The 14,471-nt window shown below is 70.3% G+C and carries 13 protein-coding genes and 1 pseudogene; all 14 read right to left on the bottom strand.

Annotation, left to right across the window (positions count from 1 at the left end; all coding sequences use genetic code 11):
• Positions 1–39: 39 nt before the first annotated feature.
• The 14 genes and pseudogenes from meaB to J2S57_RS16235 all read right to left on the bottom strand — a co-directional run bounded on the left by meaB (position 40) and on the right by J2S57_RS16235 (position 14,075).
• Entirely contained in the window at positions 40–1,014 is a 975-nt protein-coding gene (meaB, locus tag J2S57_RS16300) for a methylmalonyl Co-A mutase-associated GTPase MeaB (RefSeq protein WP_307243608.1), read from the bottom strand.
• Entirely contained in the window at positions 1,011–1,277 is a 267-nt protein-coding gene (locus J2S57_RS16295; RefSeq protein WP_307243605.1) for a UBP-type zinc finger domain-containing protein, read from the bottom strand. The genes meaB and J2S57_RS16295 overlap by 4 nt, the downstream gene beginning before the upstream one ends.
• A gap of 5 nt (positions 1,278–1,282) precedes the next feature.
• A complete protein-coding gene (scpA, locus tag J2S57_RS16290) occupies positions 1,283–3,421 on the bottom strand; it encodes a methylmalonyl-CoA mutase (protein ID WP_307243603.1) in 2,139 nt (712 codons plus the stop codon).
• Positions 3,421–5,220, bottom strand: a complete 1,800-nt coding sequence (locus J2S57_RS16285; RefSeq protein ID WP_307243602.1) for a methylmalonyl-CoA mutase family protein — start codon at positions 5,218–5,220, stop codon at positions 3,421–3,423. The genes scpA and J2S57_RS16285 overlap by 1 nt, the downstream gene beginning before the upstream one ends.
• Positions 5,221–5,280: 60 nt before the next feature.
• On the bottom strand, positions 5,281–5,574 hold the full coding sequence (locus J2S57_RS16280; RefSeq protein ID WP_307243599.1) for a helix-turn-helix domain-containing protein: 294 nt from the start codon (positions 5,572–5,574) through the stop codon (positions 5,281–5,283).
• Between the two features lie 158 nt (positions 5,575–5,732).
• The gene (locus J2S57_RS16275; protein ID WP_307243597.1) at positions 5,733–6,263 is read right to left on the bottom strand and encodes a hypothetical protein; all 531 of its coding nucleotides are present in this window, start codon (positions 6,261–6,263) and stop codon (positions 5,733–5,735) included.
• Between the two features lie 200 nt (positions 6,264–6,463).
• The gene (lysA, locus tag J2S57_RS16270) at positions 6,464–7,894 is read right to left on the bottom strand and encodes a diaminopimelate decarboxylase (protein ID WP_370882661.1); all 1,431 of its coding nucleotides are present in this window, start codon (positions 7,892–7,894) and stop codon (positions 6,464–6,466) included.
• Positions 7,895–7,925: 31 nt separating this feature from the next.
• Positions 7,926–9,566, bottom strand: a complete 1,641-nt coding sequence (gene argS, locus J2S57_RS16265) for an arginine--tRNA ligase (RefSeq protein WP_307243593.1) — start codon at positions 9,564–9,566, stop codon at positions 7,926–7,928.
• Between the two features lie 42 nt (positions 9,567–9,608).
• A complete protein-coding gene (locus tag J2S57_RS16260) occupies positions 9,609–10,580 on the bottom strand; it encodes a hypothetical protein (RefSeq protein ID WP_307243590.1) in 972 nt (323 codons plus the stop codon).
• A pseudogene (locus J2S57_RS16255) lies at positions 10,577–11,206 on the bottom strand (AAA family ATPase); the annotation flags it as partial. The gene J2S57_RS16260 and the pseudogene J2S57_RS16255, both read right to left, overlap by 4 nt.
• Positions 11,194–12,237, bottom strand: a complete 1,044-nt coding sequence (locus J2S57_RS16250) for a hypothetical protein (protein WP_307243586.1) — start codon at positions 12,235–12,237, stop codon at positions 11,194–11,196. The gene J2S57_RS16250 and the pseudogene J2S57_RS16255, both read right to left, overlap by 13 nt.
• Positions 12,238–12,443: 206 nt before the next feature.
• Complete coding sequence (locus tag J2S57_RS16245; RefSeq protein WP_307243583.1) at positions 12,444–13,049, bottom strand: hypothetical protein; 606 nt, start codon at positions 13,047–13,049, stop codon at positions 12,444–12,446.
• Positions 13,050–13,149: 100 nt separating this feature from the next.
• On the bottom strand, positions 13,150–13,647 hold the full coding sequence (locus J2S57_RS16240; RefSeq protein WP_307243581.1) for a hypothetical protein: 498 nt from the start codon (positions 13,645–13,647) through the stop codon (positions 13,150–13,152).
• 236 nt (positions 13,648–13,883) lie between these two features.
• On the bottom strand, positions 13,884–14,075 hold the full coding sequence (locus J2S57_RS16235; RefSeq protein WP_307243579.1) for a hypothetical protein: 192 nt from the start codon (positions 14,073–14,075) through the stop codon (positions 13,884–13,886).
• Positions 14,076–14,471: the final 396 nt, after the last annotated feature.

Here is a 14,471-nt window from a genome sequence, read left to right as displayed (position 1 = left end):
ATCCCGGTGACCCGAGCGCCCGAGCCGACCGGAGCGTCCTCAAGCCCCTCGAAGCGCTCCCAGAATCTGCTCGGCCGCCGCCCCCGGCGTGAGCTCACCGGACAGCACCCGCGCCTCGAGCGACGGCGTGACCGCCCGCACGGCCGGCGACTCGCGCAGTTCGTCGAGCAGCGTGTCGCGCACCATCGCCCAGGTCCACCCGATCAGCTGCCGCCGCCGCCGGTCCACCAGGTCGGACGCCGAACGGTGCCGCACCACCTGGGCCCACACCTCGTCCAGCCCGGAACCCTCCAGGGCCGAGCAGGTCAGCACCGGCACGTCGTCGGCGGAGCCCAGCAGCCGCAGCGCACCGCCGAGTTCCCGCGCCGTCCGCCAGGCCTCGGCCGCGTGCGAGCCGTCGGCCTTGTTCACCGCGATCACGTCGGCGAGCTCGAGCACGCCCTTCTTGATGCCCTGCAGCTGATCTCCCGCGCGGGCCAGCGTGAGCAGCAGGAAGGTGTCCACCATGTCGGCCACGGCGACCTCGGACTGCCCCACCCCCACGGTCTCCACGATCACTACGTCGTACCCCGCGGCCTCCAGCACCACCATGGCCTCACGGGTCGCGCGGGCCACGCCGCCCAGCGTCCCCGCACTCGGTGACGGCCGCACGAACGCCTTCGGGTCGGCGGCCAGACGCGTCATCCGGGTCTTGTCGCCGAGGATGCTGCCGCCCGTGCGCGACGACGACGGGTCGACCGCCAGCACCGCCACCGCGTGCCCCTCGTCGATCAGCCGCCCGCCGAGCGCGTCGATGAACGTGGACTTGCCCGCCCCCGGCACCCCGCTGATGCCCACCCGCGTGGTCAGGGGCAGCCCCGAGGAGCCGGAGGCCAGGTCGGCCAGCAGCGACTGGGCCGCCCGGCGGTGGTCGGGGCGGCTCGACTCGACCAGGGTGATGGCCCGGGCGATCCAGGCCCTCTCCCCCGCGCGGATCCGCCCGGCCGCCTCCCCCAGGTCGAACGGTGGCTTCATCCGAGCTCGAAGGCCACCTGGTCGGGGAAGCACCACAGCCAGTCCTCACCGGGCTCGGCGGACTGCACGATCGGGTGCTCGGTCGCGTGGAAGTGCGCCGTGGCGTGCTTGGACGGCGAGGAGTCGCAACAGCCCATGTGCCCGCACTCGCGGCACAGGCGCAGGTGCACCCAGGTACCACCGGTCTTGAGGCAGTCCTCGCAGCCCTCCGCGCTGGGGGTCACGTCGTGGATCGTGTCGAGATGGGTACAGACGTCAGCCATGTCGGTCAGCCTAAGCTCCGGAGCAGCTCGAGGGCAGCGTCGGCGATCACCGTTCCCGGGCCGAAGATCGCGCTGGCCCCGGCTGCCCTCAGCGCGTCGTGGTCGCCGGGCGGGATCACCCCGCCGCAGACGATGAGGATGTCGTCGCGCCCGTGCTCACTCAGTTCCTGCCGGAGCGCCGGCACCAGCGTCAGGTGCCCCGCCGCCAGCGACGACACCCCCACGATGTGCACGTCGGCCTCGATCGCCTGCCGCGCCACTTCTTCCGGCGTCTGGAACAGCGGGCCCACGTCGACGTCGAAGCCCAGGTCGGCGAACGCCGAGGCGATCACCTTCTGACCCCGGTCGTGGCCGTCCTGACCCATTTTCGCCACCAGGATGCGTGGGCGGCGGCCCTCGGCCAGCTCGAAGGCCGCCGTCGCCTCACGCACGGCCTCGATGTTTCCGGCGCCCCGACTCGATCTGGCCGCTTCGTCGCGGTACACCCCCGAGATCGTACGGATCTGGCCGGTGTGCCGCCCGTAGACCTTCTCCAGCGCGTCGGAGATCTCGCCGACGGTGGCCTTCGCCCGGGCCGCCCTCACGGCCAGATCGAGAAGGTTTCCGCGGGACGCGTCGGCGGCGCCCTTCGTGAGCGCCTCCAGGGCCGCGGTGGTCGCCGCGGGATCGCGTTCTTCCCGCAGCCGGCGCAGCTTCTCGATCTGTTCCGCCCGCACCTGCGCGTTGTCGACCCGGAGCACCTCGACGGGCTCGTCAGCGGCCGGGCGGAAGGTGTTGACCCCGATCACCGGCTGCCGTCCGGAGTCGATGCGCGCCTGGGTGCGGGCGGCAGCCTCTTCGATGCGCAGCTTGGGGATGCCCTCGTCGATGGCCCGGGCCATGCCCCCGGCCTTCTCGACCTCCTCGATGTGCGCCCACGCCCTGCGGGCCAGGTCGTAGGTCAGGCGCTCGACGTAGGCACTGCCGCCCCAGGGGTCCGCCACCCGCGTGGTGCCCGACTCCTGCTGCAGCACCAGCTGGGTGTTGCGGGCGATGCGGGCCGAGAAGTCGGTGGGCAGGGCCAGGGCCTCGTCGAGCGCGTTCGTGTGCAGCGACTGGGTGTGCCCCTGGGTCGCGGCCATCGCCTCGACGCAGGTACGGATCACGTTGTTGTACACGTCCTGGGCCGTCAGCGACCAGCCGCTGGTCTGCGAATGGGTGCGCAGGCTCAGGCTCTTGGGGTTCTTCGCACCGGACTCGCGCACCAGCCGGGCCCACAGCAGGCGGGCGGCCCGTAACTTGGCGACCTCCATGAAGAAGTTCATGCCGATGGCCCAGAAGAATGACAGGCGGGGCGCGAACGCGTCGATGTCCAGCCCGGCCGCCGTGCCCGCCCGCAGGTACTCCACCCCGTCGGCCAGCGTGTAGGCCAGCTCCAGGTCGGCCGTGGCCCCGGCCTCCTGGATGTGGTAGCCGGAGATCGAGATCGAGTTGAACCGGGGCATGTTCGCCGAGGTGTAGCTGAAGATGTCGCTGATGATCCGCATCGAGGGGGCCGGTGGGTAGATGTAGGTGTTGCGCACCATGAACTCTTTGAGGATGTCGTTCTGGATGGTGCCCGACAGCTGCTCCGGCCTCACCCCCTGCTCCTGCGCCGCCACCACGTAGAGCGCCAGCACCGGCAGCACGGCGCCGTTCATCGTCATCGACACCGACATCTTGTCCAGCGGGATGCCGTCGAACAGCTGGCGCATGTCGAGGATCGAGTCGATCGCCACACCGGCCATGCCGACATCGCCCGGCACGCGCGGGTTGTCGGAGTCGTAGCCGCGGTGGGTGGGCAGGTCGAAGGCGACGCTCAGGCCCTTCTGCCCGGCCGCGAGGTTGCGCCGGTAGAAGGCGTTCGACGCGGCGGCGGTGGAGAAGCCCGCGTACTGCCGGATCGTCCAGGGCTGGGTCACGTACATCGCCGGGTAGGGGCCGCGCAGGTACGGGGCGATGCCCGGGTAGGTGTTCAGGAAGTCGATGCCCCGCAGATCCCCTGCGGTGTAGAGGTTCTTGACGCCGATGCCCTCGGGCGTCAGCCAGGGATCCCCCTCGCCCCCCGGCTCGACCGGCGCCCGCGGCACCCCGAGCGGAACGTTGCTGAAGTCCGGTACGCCCATCACACGACCCCGATCCGTCGGTGCAGATCCCGCAGCACGGCGAGCGCGTCCACCCCGGTGAACACGTAACCGTCGACCCCCGCGTAGTCCCCCGGCCGCCCGGCGAGCAGGACGTGCCGGGCCCCGGCCTCTTTCAGCTCCCTGGCCACGGCCTCGGCCTGCTCGGCGTAGACCTTGTCGCTGGAGGCCAGGCAGGCGACGGTGGCGCCGCTGTCCTCGAAGCTCACCCCGTCGGCGGCCGAGGGAGTGGCGAGCCCTCCGGCCTGGAAGAGGCCGGCGGCGAACGAGGCCCGGGCGGTGTGCACCGCGACCGGGCCGATCGTGGCCAGGAACACCCGCGGCCGCTCCGGGCAGGCGTCGGCGGCGTCACGCAGGGCCTCGTACTCCTCCGCGTAGCGATGCACCGGCAGAGCCCCCTCGGCTCGTGGCGGCCGCTCGGGCCAGGGCTCCCGCACCACGGAAATCTCGTCCAGGAGCGGGAACTCGCTCACGCCGGTGAGCGGGTCGTGACGCGTGGCCAGGTTCCGGGCCCGCTGCTGCCACACCTCGTCGATCTCGGCGGCGAACCGCCCGCTCTCCAGCGTCGCGAGCATGCCCCCCTGCCCCTCGATCGCGGTGAACTGGTCCCAGGCCGCGTTCGCCAGATCGTCGGTGAGCCGCTCGACGTACCAGGAGCCACCGGCCGGATCGGTGACCCGGGCGAGGTGGGACTCCATGACCAGCAGCGACGAGGTGTTGCGGGCGATGCGGCGGGAGAACGCGTCGGGCCGCCCGATCGCGGCGTCGAAGGGCTGCACGGTGATGCTGTCGGCGCCGCCCGCCCCGGCGCCGAACACGGCCAGGGTGGTGCGCAGCAGGTTCACCCAGGGATCGCGGCGGGTCATCATGGCCGAGGAGGTCACGACGTGCTGCCGCTGCCCGCCCTCGGCGCCGGAGACCCCGCAGACCTCGGCCACCCGGGCCCAGAGTCGCCGGGCGGCGCGGAGTTTGGCGATGACGAGGAACTGGTCGGCGTTCGCGGCGTAGCGGAATTCCAGCTGGCCGAACGCCGCGCCGATGTCCAGCCCGGCATCGGTCAGTGCCCGCAGGTAGGCCAGGCCGGTCGCGATCGAGGCCCCGAGCTCCTGGGCGTCGCTGCCACCGGCGTCGTGGTATCCGGTGGCGTCGACGGTGACGGCGCGCAACGGTGAGCGCCGGGCGAGCCGCCCCAGGACGCCCAGATCGGCCGGTGCACCGAGTCGCGCCCTCAGCCCGATCGGGTCGGCCCCGAGGTTCCCCCGCGCATCCGGCGCGTCACCCAGGACGGTGAGCAGCTCGTCGGCCAGGGCCTCGGTGTGCCGTCCGGCGTCGAGCGCCACCGGCGCCACGTCGAACAGCACCCCGTCGAGCACCCGGGCCAGGCTGCCCGGCGCCGGGTCGCTCAGCCAGAGCGAGGTGACGCCGTTCTCCAGGTCGGCCATCACGGCTTCGTGGGTGACCGCGGGATCGGGATGGTGGGGGTGCTGCTGGCGCACGTCCCAGCCCGACGGGGTGCGGCGCGACGTGCCCCGCACGAACGGTGAGACACCCGGGATGCCGACCGACGCGTCCGTCGTCGCATCGTCGGCGGTGTAGAGCGGACGAACGGTGATGCCGTCGTAGGTGGTGCTGCTGAGCAGTTCCAGTGCCCGCGCGGGATCGTCGTCAGGATCCAGGCGCCGGGCCTTGACCAGTGCGGATGCCACGAGTTGCGGCCATTGACCCGCCACCGCCGGCTCGAACAGGGCGGCGAGCGCGAGGTCGTCCGGCGGCTGCGGCATGCCTTCAGCTTAGGAAGCGGGTGACCCCGGGCACACCCGTATCACCGGAGAAAGGTCACGTCATTTCTTGTTGCCGTTCGACGTACGTGGGGGTGCGGGCGTGCTGCGAGCCAGCACGTTGCGCGGGGTGAGGGCCGTGGCCAGCACCTCGCCGACCCCCAGGGCCGCGGCCACCCGGAGCACGTGTTCGAGGGGTGCCCCACGACCGGCCTCGAGGCGCGTGATGGTGGCGACGCCGACGCCGGAACGCTGCGAGAGCTCCTCGACCGTGAGCCGCCGGATGCGCCGCCAGGTAGCCAGGTCGGTGCCCAGCCTGCGCATCGCCCGGGGCACCCCGGCGGGTGGTCGGCTCATCGGATCAGTATCGGGGCAAATGGTGGACGCGTCGGTCAACGATGCATGGCGAGGTGCGGTTGGTTGCCTGGTCACCCTCGGCGACCTGGTCGTTCTGGCGACCTGACCGCCCCGGGGGCCGGCGCGTCCCTCATTTGCCTCGGTCCGCGTCTACGGCTTCAGGCGTAGGAGAACGACAACGAGACCGGGACAGGGCCGCCGAGCGCCAGGTAGGCCAGCGGGAACGCGGCCATCGTGAGACCCCAGGTGACCATTTCCTCGGTGGGGCCGCCGGTATCGAGTTTGAAGCCTATGCGTTTGCGGTTGCCGGCCAGGGTGGCGAGCGCGAACGGGATTCCGCCCCAGAAGAAGTCGACGAAGAGGTGCGACCCCCAGGCCGCGGCGGCGGCCAGCACGAACCAGTCGAGATCGTCACCCGCGACCATGGTGAGCAGGAACAGCACACCGGCGACCAACTCCGGCATGTGGGTGGGACCGCGGTGACCGCCGGGGATGATCTTCGCCATCACCCCGCCCTGGTCGGCGTCGGGAGACCAGTCGTCGGCACACATGCTCGAGGCCACGATGGCGCCGGCCAGCACGTGCTGCCAGCTCATCATGAGCGTCTCGCCGTTGTCGTAGAAGCGGTCGAAGGTGCAGTAGCCAAGCCAGGTTGCCTGGGCGGCGGCTTGGTGGCCGAGCCTGTTCATGTGGTGCGGGATCTCCGTTCCTGGCGATCCCCGCCGAGAGCCGGGCGAGGACCGCCAGTGCACCATATGAGCCATTTACGACTCCGGGCGAAACACCGGTGGCCCGGGCGACGCTCGTCACACCACGGAGCGCTCGGAACGAAGATCACCGGGTGACATCCGTGCGCCGTGTCCGCACGGACGTCACCCGGTGGGAGTCGTCAGCCGACGTCGAGAGCCAGCAGATCCTCTTCGGTCTCGCGGCGCACGATGACCCGGGCCACGCCGTCGCGCACAGCCACCACCGGCGGACGCGGCACGTGGTTGTACTGGCTCGCCATGCTGCGGCAGTACGCACCGGTGCCGGGGACCGCGAGCAGGTCGCCCGGGGCCAGGTCACCCGGCAGGAACTCGTCGCGCACCACGATGTCGCCGCTCTCGCAGTGCTTTCCGACCACCCGGCAGAGCGCGGCCGGGGCGTCGGACGCCCGGGAGGCCAGGGTGCACGAGTAGTCGGCGTCGTAGAGGGCGGTGCGGATGTTGTCGCTCATGCCGCCGTCGACCGAGACGTAGCGGCGCACGCCTCCGTGGTCGATGGTGACGTCCTTGAGCGTGCCGACCCGGTAGAGCGTGAACGTGCTCGGGCCGGCGATGGCCCGGCCGGGCTCGATCGAGACCCGCGGCACCGCGATGCCCAGGCCCCGGCACTCGCGCACGACGAGCTCGGCGAGCTGGTCGGCCAGGGTCTTCGGCTCGAGCGGGTCGTGCTGGCTGGTGTACGCGATGCCGAAGCCACCGCCCAGGTCGATCTCGGGCAGCACCACGCCGTGGTCTTTCTCGACGCTGGCGTGCAGGCCGAGCAGGCGGCGCGCGGCCACCTCGAAACCCTGGGTGTCGAAGATCTGCGAGCCGATGTGGCTGTGCAGGCCCAGCAGCCGCAGCGACGGGTTGGCCAGGACCTTCGCGATCGCCTGGGCCGCGACGCCTCCGGCCAGGGAGAGACCGAACTTCTGGTCTTCGTGGGCGGTGGAGACGTATTCGTGGGTGTGCGCCTCGACGCCGACCGTGACCCGGATGAACACCGGCTGCACCACGCCGTGACGGGTGGCCGCCTCGGCGACGCGGTCGATCTCGATCAGCGAGTCGAGCACGATGCGCCCGACACCGGCCTCGACCGCGCGGTCGATCTCGCTCTCCAGCTTGTTGTTGCCGTGCAGGGCGATGTTCTTCGGCTCGACGCCCGCACGCAGCGCCACCGCCAGCTCACCACCGGAGCAGGTGTCGAGCATCAGGCCGTCTTCGGCGATCCAGCGGGCGACCGCCGTGCAGAGGAAGGCCTTGCCGGCGTAGTACACGTCGGCGCCGCCCACCTCGGCGAAGGCCGAGGCGAACGCGTCCTTGAAGGCCACGGCCCGGGCCCGGAAGTCGGCCTCGTCGAGAATGTAGGCCGGGGTGCCGAACTCGGCGGCCAGCGCGGCCACCGAGACACCCCCGATCTGCAGCGAGCCGTCGTCGTGCGACCGGTGCACGGTCTGCGACCACAGCCCCGGCAGCAGGTCGTTGATGTTGTCCGGCGGTCGCAGCCACGACGGAACCGTCGCCACGCCACCGTATCCCGGGCTGTGGAGCTCGCCCGCCTCGTGCGCACCCATGATGTTTCCGCTCTTTCTCACGCTGGGGAGGTCACATTCGCTCGGGCGCGCTCACGCCCAGCAGGGTCAGGCCGTTGGCCAGCACCACGCGGCTGGCCTCGGCCAGCCAGAGCCGGGTGCGGTGCACGTCTTCGATCGGGTCTTCTCCCCGCGGCGTGACCCGGCAGCTGTCGTACCACTTGTGGAACGCCCCGGCCACGACCTCGAGATGCCGCGCCACCCGGTGCGGTTCACGCAGCTCGGCGGCCTGGGCCACCACGGCCGGGAACTGTGCCAGCACGGCGATCAGGTCGTTCTCGGTGGCGTGGTCGAGCAGACCCGGCTCGAACACCGAACGGTCGACACCGTGTTCACGGGCCTGGTTGGCCAGCGAGCAGAGCCGGGCGTGGGCGTACTGCACGTAGAAGACCGGGTTGTCGTTCGTCTTCTTCTGCAGCACCTCACCGTCGAGCGTGAGCGGCGAGTCGGCGGGGTAGCGGGCCAGGCTGTAGCGCACGGCGTCGGCCCCGAGCCAGTCGACCAGGTCTTTCAGCTCGATGATGTTGCCGGCCCGCTTGCTCAGCCGGGCGCCGCCCACGCTGACGAGCTGGCCGATCAGCACCTCGAGCGAGGTGTCCGGATCGTCACCCGCGCAGGCCGCGATCGCCTTGAGCCGCTGCACGTAGCCGTGGTGGTCGGCGCCGAGCATGTAGATCTTCTTCGGGAAACCCCGGTCGCGCACCGACAGCCAGTACGCGGCGTCGGCGGCGAAGTAGGTCTTCTCGCCGTCGGCCTTGACCAGCACCCGGTCTTTGTCGTCGCCGAAGTCGGTCGTGCGCAGCCAGATCGCGCCGTCGCGGTCGTCGACGTGGCCCTGCTCGCGCAGCCGCTCCACCGCGGCGTCGACCGCACCGGCGTCGTGCAGGGTGCGCTCGGAGAACCAGACGTCGAACTCGACCCCGAAATCGCTCAGGGTCTGCCGGTTCTCGGCCAGCTGGATGGCGTAGCCGACCTCACGGGCCACGACCAGGGCCTCGTCGAGCGGCAGGTCGTCGATGTCGGGACGCTGCTCGCGCACCTTCGCGGCCAGCTCGGCCACGTACTCGCCGTGGTAGCCGCCCTCGGGGATCTCGGTGCCCTTGAGCCGGGCCAGGATCGAGCCGCCGAAGCGGTCCATCTGGGCGCCGGCGTCGTTGATGTAGTACTCGCGGGTGACCTGGGCGCCACTGGCCGTGAGCACGCGGGCCAGGGCATCGCCCAGCGCGGCCCAGCGGGTGTGGCCGATGTGCAGCGGGCCGGTCGGGTTGGCGGAGACGAACTCGAGGTTGAGCACGGTGCCGGTGAGCTGCTGGTTCTCACCGTAGGCGGAACCCGCGTCGACGATCGTGCGCACCAGCTCGGCCGCCGAGGCCGTGTCGAGCACGATGTTGAGGAAGCCCGGGCCGGCGATGTCGGCGCTCTTGACCCCGGGAAGCTCGACCAGACGGGCCGCCAGCAGCTCCGCGACCGCGCGCGGCGGCTTGCCCGCCGGCTTCGCGAGCTGCAGGGCGATGTTGGTGGACCAGTCTCCGTGGTCGCGCTGCTTCGGTCGCTCCACCCGGATCTCGGCGGGGACGCTGACGGTCAGGTCACCGGCGGCGACGGCGGCCTCCAGGCTCGCCCGGATCGCGGAGGAGAGTTCGTCGGGAGTCACACGGGCAAGGGTATCCGCTGGTGGAGGTGGAGCTCGCAGGCATTAACCGAGGAGCGCCACCTCGCCCGGTGATTCCTCCAGCCGCATGATCCGGGCCCGGCCGTCGGCGAACACGGCCACGGTCCCGTCGGGCAGACCGGCCAGGTCGTCCGGGGTCAGTTCGCCGGTCAGCCGGGTGGCGCAGAGGTGGGACGCGTCGGCCGGGTCGAGCCGTCCGGTCACCAGAAGACCTCCCAGACGAAAAGCGGTCAGCACCTCCGGCCCGACACCGGGCGTCAGCACCGCGTCGCAGCGCCAGCCCTCCTGCGACTCCTCCTCGTAGGGCGTCTGCGCGTCGTCGTCGGCCGAGTGCAGCACGAACAGGGGCTCGGCGCCCGACCCGCCCATGAAGAACGGGGCCTCGGCCGGCAGCACGGTGGTGCCGGTCCCGGTGCGGGCGAGCCGGACGGCGAAGTCGTCCCAGGCCAGGGGGACGTCGGCGAGGACGACCGGGCGGGCTCCGGCCGCCGCGGCCCGCAGCAGCATCAGCCGGCCGAGCCGGTGGGTCCCGATCACGACCAGGCGAGTCGGCGACGGGCGGAACAGCGCGGCGCGCACCGGGATGCCGTCGACGCCCCGGCCGATCTGGACGCCGGTGGAGGCGATCCGGCCGGAGAGGGCGCCGAGTGCGGACGGCCCCGCTTCGTGCCAGTCCACCCGCAGGCGATGGATGCGGGAGCCCGGGCCCCCGCGCCGCCGGGCGTCGTTCGAGCGGCTCCGGGCCTGTGCCTCGTCGGCGGCCTCGTCGGCGGCCGGGGGCAGGTCGGGCACGGTCGTGGGCGCTCCCCGGCGCCCGGCCGCGATCAGCTGCTCCGCGACCGCCCGGCTGACCCGCTGGGCCGAGGCCCGGCTCTCCTCATCGGTCGCGCCGCGGGCCACCACCGTAGGCTCGGCGGCCCGCCCGGTGACCTCGACCTCGGTCCCGGCCGGGCGGGGCCGGCGCAGCGCGCGACCGTCGCCCTCCGCGCCGCTCATCGGGCGCCCGCCCCGTCGACGGCGCCGATCACGTCGAGCAGGTCCTGCTCGGTGAGGGTGCGCAGGTCGTCGAGCGTGGGACGCCCGGAGATCCGGCGCAGGCGCTGGGCCTGGGCCTTGCGCATGCCCTCGAAGAGTTTTCGGGCCTCCCGGGCATTGCCGAAGTTCGGGTCGTGGGACAGCCGGGCGAAGTAGCGGTGCAGCAACGGCAGGGTGCCGGGGGCGAGCAGGTAGTCGCCGCCGACGGCGATCCGGTCCATGATCATCAGGAGGTCGTCGGGGGCGTAGTTCGTGAACTCCACCGCCTTCGAGAACCGCGACGCCAGACCCGGGTTGGCATCGAGGAAGTCGGACATCTCCCGGGTGTAACCGGCCACGATCACGGCGATCTCGTGGCGGTGGTCTTCCATCAGCTTGACCAGGGTGTCGATCGACTCCTGGCCGAAGTCGTTGCTGCCGGCCGACCGGGACAGGGTGTACGCCTCGTCGATGAAGAGCACGCCACCCATCGCCGCGTCGACCACCGAGGCGGTCTTCTCGGCGGTGTGCCCCAGGTACTGACCCACCAGGTCACGGCGGCTGACCTCGCGGAAACCGCCACTGGGCAGCACCTTCAGGGCGCCGAGCCCGCCGGGTTGCCGGAGCCGGCGGGGGTGCTGGTGACGGGGGTCGGACGGCCGGCGATCGGGGTGCCGGCCATGACGCCGGTGCCGGTTCCCGTTCCGGTGCCGTTGCTCGAGCCGTTGCCGGTTGACGCTCCGGTCCCGTTGCCGGTCCCCGTCCCACCTCCCGTCGGTGCCCCGTTCCCGGTGCCGGTAGGACTCCCCGAGGAGCCAGTGGAACTGCCGGTGCCCCCGGTCCCGTCGCTGCCCGACGGATCGTTCGTCGGCGTATCCGTACCGTCACCGGTCGACGAGCGCGGCCGCTTGGCGGGAGTGGACCTCGGATTTCCGTAATCACCGGTCGAACGCCGGGTTCCGGTACCGGTGTTGTTGCCGTCGCCCCCGCCGTTGCTGCGATTCGACCCGCCACCGTTGCCACTGCCACGAGATCCATCGCTGGACGAACGATTGTTCGACGAACCAGACGACGCCCCGGGCGCATCCTTGGCGGTCACCGGCCCCTGGTACTTGCTGCCCTCACGCATGGAACTGCCGTTGGAGATGTAAGCCGCGGCGAGAGTGGTCATCACGGCCGCCATCTGAGGCTGGTAGCGCGCGGCGACTTCTTCCAGTTTCGAGTCCAGGTCACTCTGCCGTGACTCGGCAGCATCCCCGGTCCGGGTCAGAGGGGCATCTCCTTCAAGAGATGTCCGCGCGAACTCGGCAACCGCGGCCTGGTAATCCACCTTGTAGTTGGCATAGATGGTCTTGACCTGCCGCTTCGCCTCAATCACGTTCTCAGCCATGGCTTCCAGCGCCGTCTGATTCGTTCTGGCATGAGACAGCCACTCATCCACCGACCAGGCACCCGCCCCGACATGCGTGAAGAAGTTCGCCGCCGCATCGGTTACCGACGGGTCCCATCCATCTTGCATGGCGCTACCGGCGTCTTGCAGGCCGGACCCAATGCCCTCAAGTATGGAGACGACTCGCCCCCAGGTCGCCGCCGCGGCAGTCAGCGGAGCTGAATCCTGCTGCTCGGAGACGTTGTACATATGAAAGATGTTCGTGGAAGACCAATCAGAGCGCATGCCGTCCAGTTCGGCCTGGGACGTCTCACCGCTGTAGAACTGACCGCGCGCGTCACCACTCGAAGCCGGCTGCCGAAAGCCCCAGAATTCCCCTTGCCCAGGCATTCGCCCTCTACCTCACCCGGGTTGGCTCGTCGCACCACGAGCGCAGTCGGTCGACATCGACGTTGTCAGGAATCTTCACTGGTCCGCATCTCCGAAGGCCAGACAGGCCGACTCAAGAACGGCCGCCAGTCCGACACCGAATCCAAGTCGTCCACCGTGAGTGACTGAATCTCACCGAGTGAGGAAAGATCCGCAGCCCCATTGTCTTCCGTCACAAAGATCTTCCGAAAGTCCGTAGGCGCCCGTGAAGTCGCGAGCAGATAGGCCCTCTTACCCTGCCAATCCGTGAACGGAAGCATCACGAAGTAGGTAATGCCGTCCAGCTCCTCGTCCGTGAACCACTTCATCCGCTTGGTGAAGACACTCGACTTCGTGACCGGGGCATACTTCACCGGCCCCTGAATGTGGTAGGCCTCGATTTCGAAGGCAATGGTCGCAAGCACATCACCGGGCGCATTCCGGATCGCCTCGCTGGCCCCGGCCAGAACCTGATCCGCGGAATCACTCGTGCGAGCGAAGACGCTCACGGTCGGCGACGCAGCCTCCCCGGGCGAGGAAGCCGATGGAGTCCCCGTCGGCACGGCTGCCCCCGTCGGCAGTGACGACGAGACGATCGGATTGCTGGCGTCGCCCCCGGACGTGCCGCCGCACGCCGAAAGCGCCAGCGCCATCAGGGCGCTCGCGCACACCGCCCTCTTGGACGCTCGTTTCCTCACTGTCCCCACACTTTCGCGTTCCGGCATCGTGTCGACCTGCCCCTGAATGCCTAACTCAACCGCCCTGACCCGCCACATCCGGAGGCGTCACCTGCATACGGGCATTGTTGATCGCCTCTTTACGGGCCAGCACCTCCTCGGGGCTGTTGCCCGGTGGGACGTACTCGTTCTTCTGCGTGGAACCGAACGCCTCATCCACCGGCGAGTCCGGAACGGTCTCCGCGTCACCCGACTGACGACGCTGAGCCTCGGCGTTGCGCTCGTCGCTCGCGGCGTAATTCGCCGCGCAGTAACGGGCTCCGCTGCCCAGACTCTCCAGGCCGGCGATCGTGTCCGTCAGCATCGACCCCGCCGAGTACGCCAGGCGGCTGTGATACAGCGCGAAAGCCTTGGCCTCGTAGAACGCGTCACCCGCGGCGTACATCTCTCCCGTGCGCGCGAGCAGATCCTGAGAATGCTTGTCCGCGTTGCTGCTGTGGCCGGATGCCAGTCCGTCCACCGACGTGGCGAACGTGCCCAGCGAGGCCAGATCGACCTCAACCCTTTCACCCATGGTCATTCCCTCCTTGGAAATACGAACGTCGTGCATTGGTGAGCCGTAGCCGCACTCCGTCCATCAGTGACGAGCAGCCGGCAATGCAGGCGCCTCACCACGCCTGCCCTCACATCGCCCCCTTCAACGTTACCGAAATCGACTGTGGCTTCCGATAGGTGCTTCATCACTCCGCTCGCCGGAGCACCCGCACGCCGGTCCCTCTCACGGTTGACGAAACCACCTGTCCGACCTCGTCACTCCGGGGGCGGGAGCCAGGCCAGTTGCACCAGCTCCGTTCCTCTTTCGCGGGAAACCAGCCAGCCCCGGCCGGGTGGCTGGGCGGGAGGCCGGACATTGCCGAGCAGGGCGCCCTCGTCACGCTGGCCGTTCAAGATCACGCCGGCTGAGCCGATCTCGCGCATGGCCGTCGTCACCGATTCGTACATCGCCCGGCCCGTGCCACCAGCTGCGGTTGCGCAGTTCGTCGGCTGTGAGTTCGGGGCCGGGCAGACGGCCCCGCAGCACCTGGGCGATCTCGGCGAGGATCTCCTCACTGCGCTGGGCCCCGGTGCCGTAGCCGATCCGGTGGCTGTCGGGGATCGCGCCCCGCCGGCTGCGGCGATGCCAACCACACCGTACGAGGTCAGTGATCAGCCGAATGACGGGTCAATAACGTTCCGGCGGCGAAGAACACCTCTTCCGAGCCGGGCCTTCACCGTGAGTCCTCAGTCGTGACAGCGAGATCCGGCCAACTGCACCCGTACGGCAGCGGCGATGTGACAGGGCGTGTCGGAGGCGCCCGAATCGGTTATCACCCCGCTCCCGAAACGACCCTCGGGCAA

It is taken from the genome of Kineosporia succinea, from assembly GCF_030811555.1.
GTDB lineage: Bacteria > Actinomycetota > Actinomycetes > Actinomycetales > Kineosporiaceae > Kineosporia > Kineosporia succinea.
This window is presented reverse-complemented; position numbering and strand designations above follow the sequence as displayed.

Excerpts from the sequence above, each read along its gene's own strand:
- meaB (WP_307243608.1), bottom strand. The coding sequence starts at position 1,014 with ATGAAGCCACCGTTCGACCTGGGGGAGGCGGCCGGGCGGATCCGCGCG.
- J2S57_RS16295 (WP_307243605.1), bottom strand. The coding sequence starts at position 1,277 with ATGGCTGACGTCTGTACCCATCTCGACACGATCCACGACGTGACCCCC.
- scpA (WP_307243603.1), bottom strand. The coding sequence starts at position 3,421 with ATGGGCGTACCGGACTTCAGCAACGTTCCGCTCGGGGTGCCGCGGGCG.
- J2S57_RS16285 (WP_307243602.1), bottom strand. The coding sequence starts at position 5,220 with ATGCCGCAGCCGCCGGACGACCTCGCGCTCGCCGCCCTGTTCGAGCCG.
- J2S57_RS16280 (WP_307243599.1), bottom strand. The coding sequence starts at position 5,574 with ATGAGCCGACCACCCGCCGGGGTGCCCCGGGCGATGCGCAGGCTGGGC.
- J2S57_RS16275 (WP_307243597.1), bottom strand. The coding sequence starts at position 6,263 with ATGAACAGGCTCGGCCACCAAGCCGCCGCCCAGGCAACCTGGCTTGGC.
- lysA (WP_370882661.1), bottom strand. The coding sequence starts at position 7,894 with ATGGGTGCGCACGAGGCGGGCGAGCTCCACAGCCCGGGATACGGTGGC.
- J2S57_RS16260 (WP_307243590.1), bottom strand. The coding sequence starts at position 10,580 with ATGAGCGGCGCGGAGGGCGACGGTCGCGCGCTGCGCCGGCCCCGCCCG.
- J2S57_RS16250 (WP_307243586.1), bottom strand. The coding sequence starts at position 12,237 with ATGTACAACGTCTCCGAGCAGCAGGATTCAGCTCCGCTGACTGCCGCG.
- J2S57_RS16245 (WP_307243583.1), bottom strand. The coding sequence starts at position 13,049 with ATGGCGCTGGCGCTTTCGGCGTGCGGCGGCACGTCCGGGGGCGACGCC.
- J2S57_RS16240 (WP_307243581.1), bottom strand. The coding sequence starts at position 13,647 with ATGGGTGAAAGGGTTGAGGTCGATCTGGCCTCGCTGGGCACGTTCGCC.
- J2S57_RS16235 (WP_307243579.1), bottom strand. The coding sequence starts at position 14,075 with ATGTACGAATCGGTGACGACGGCCATGCGCGAGATCGGCTCAGCCGGC.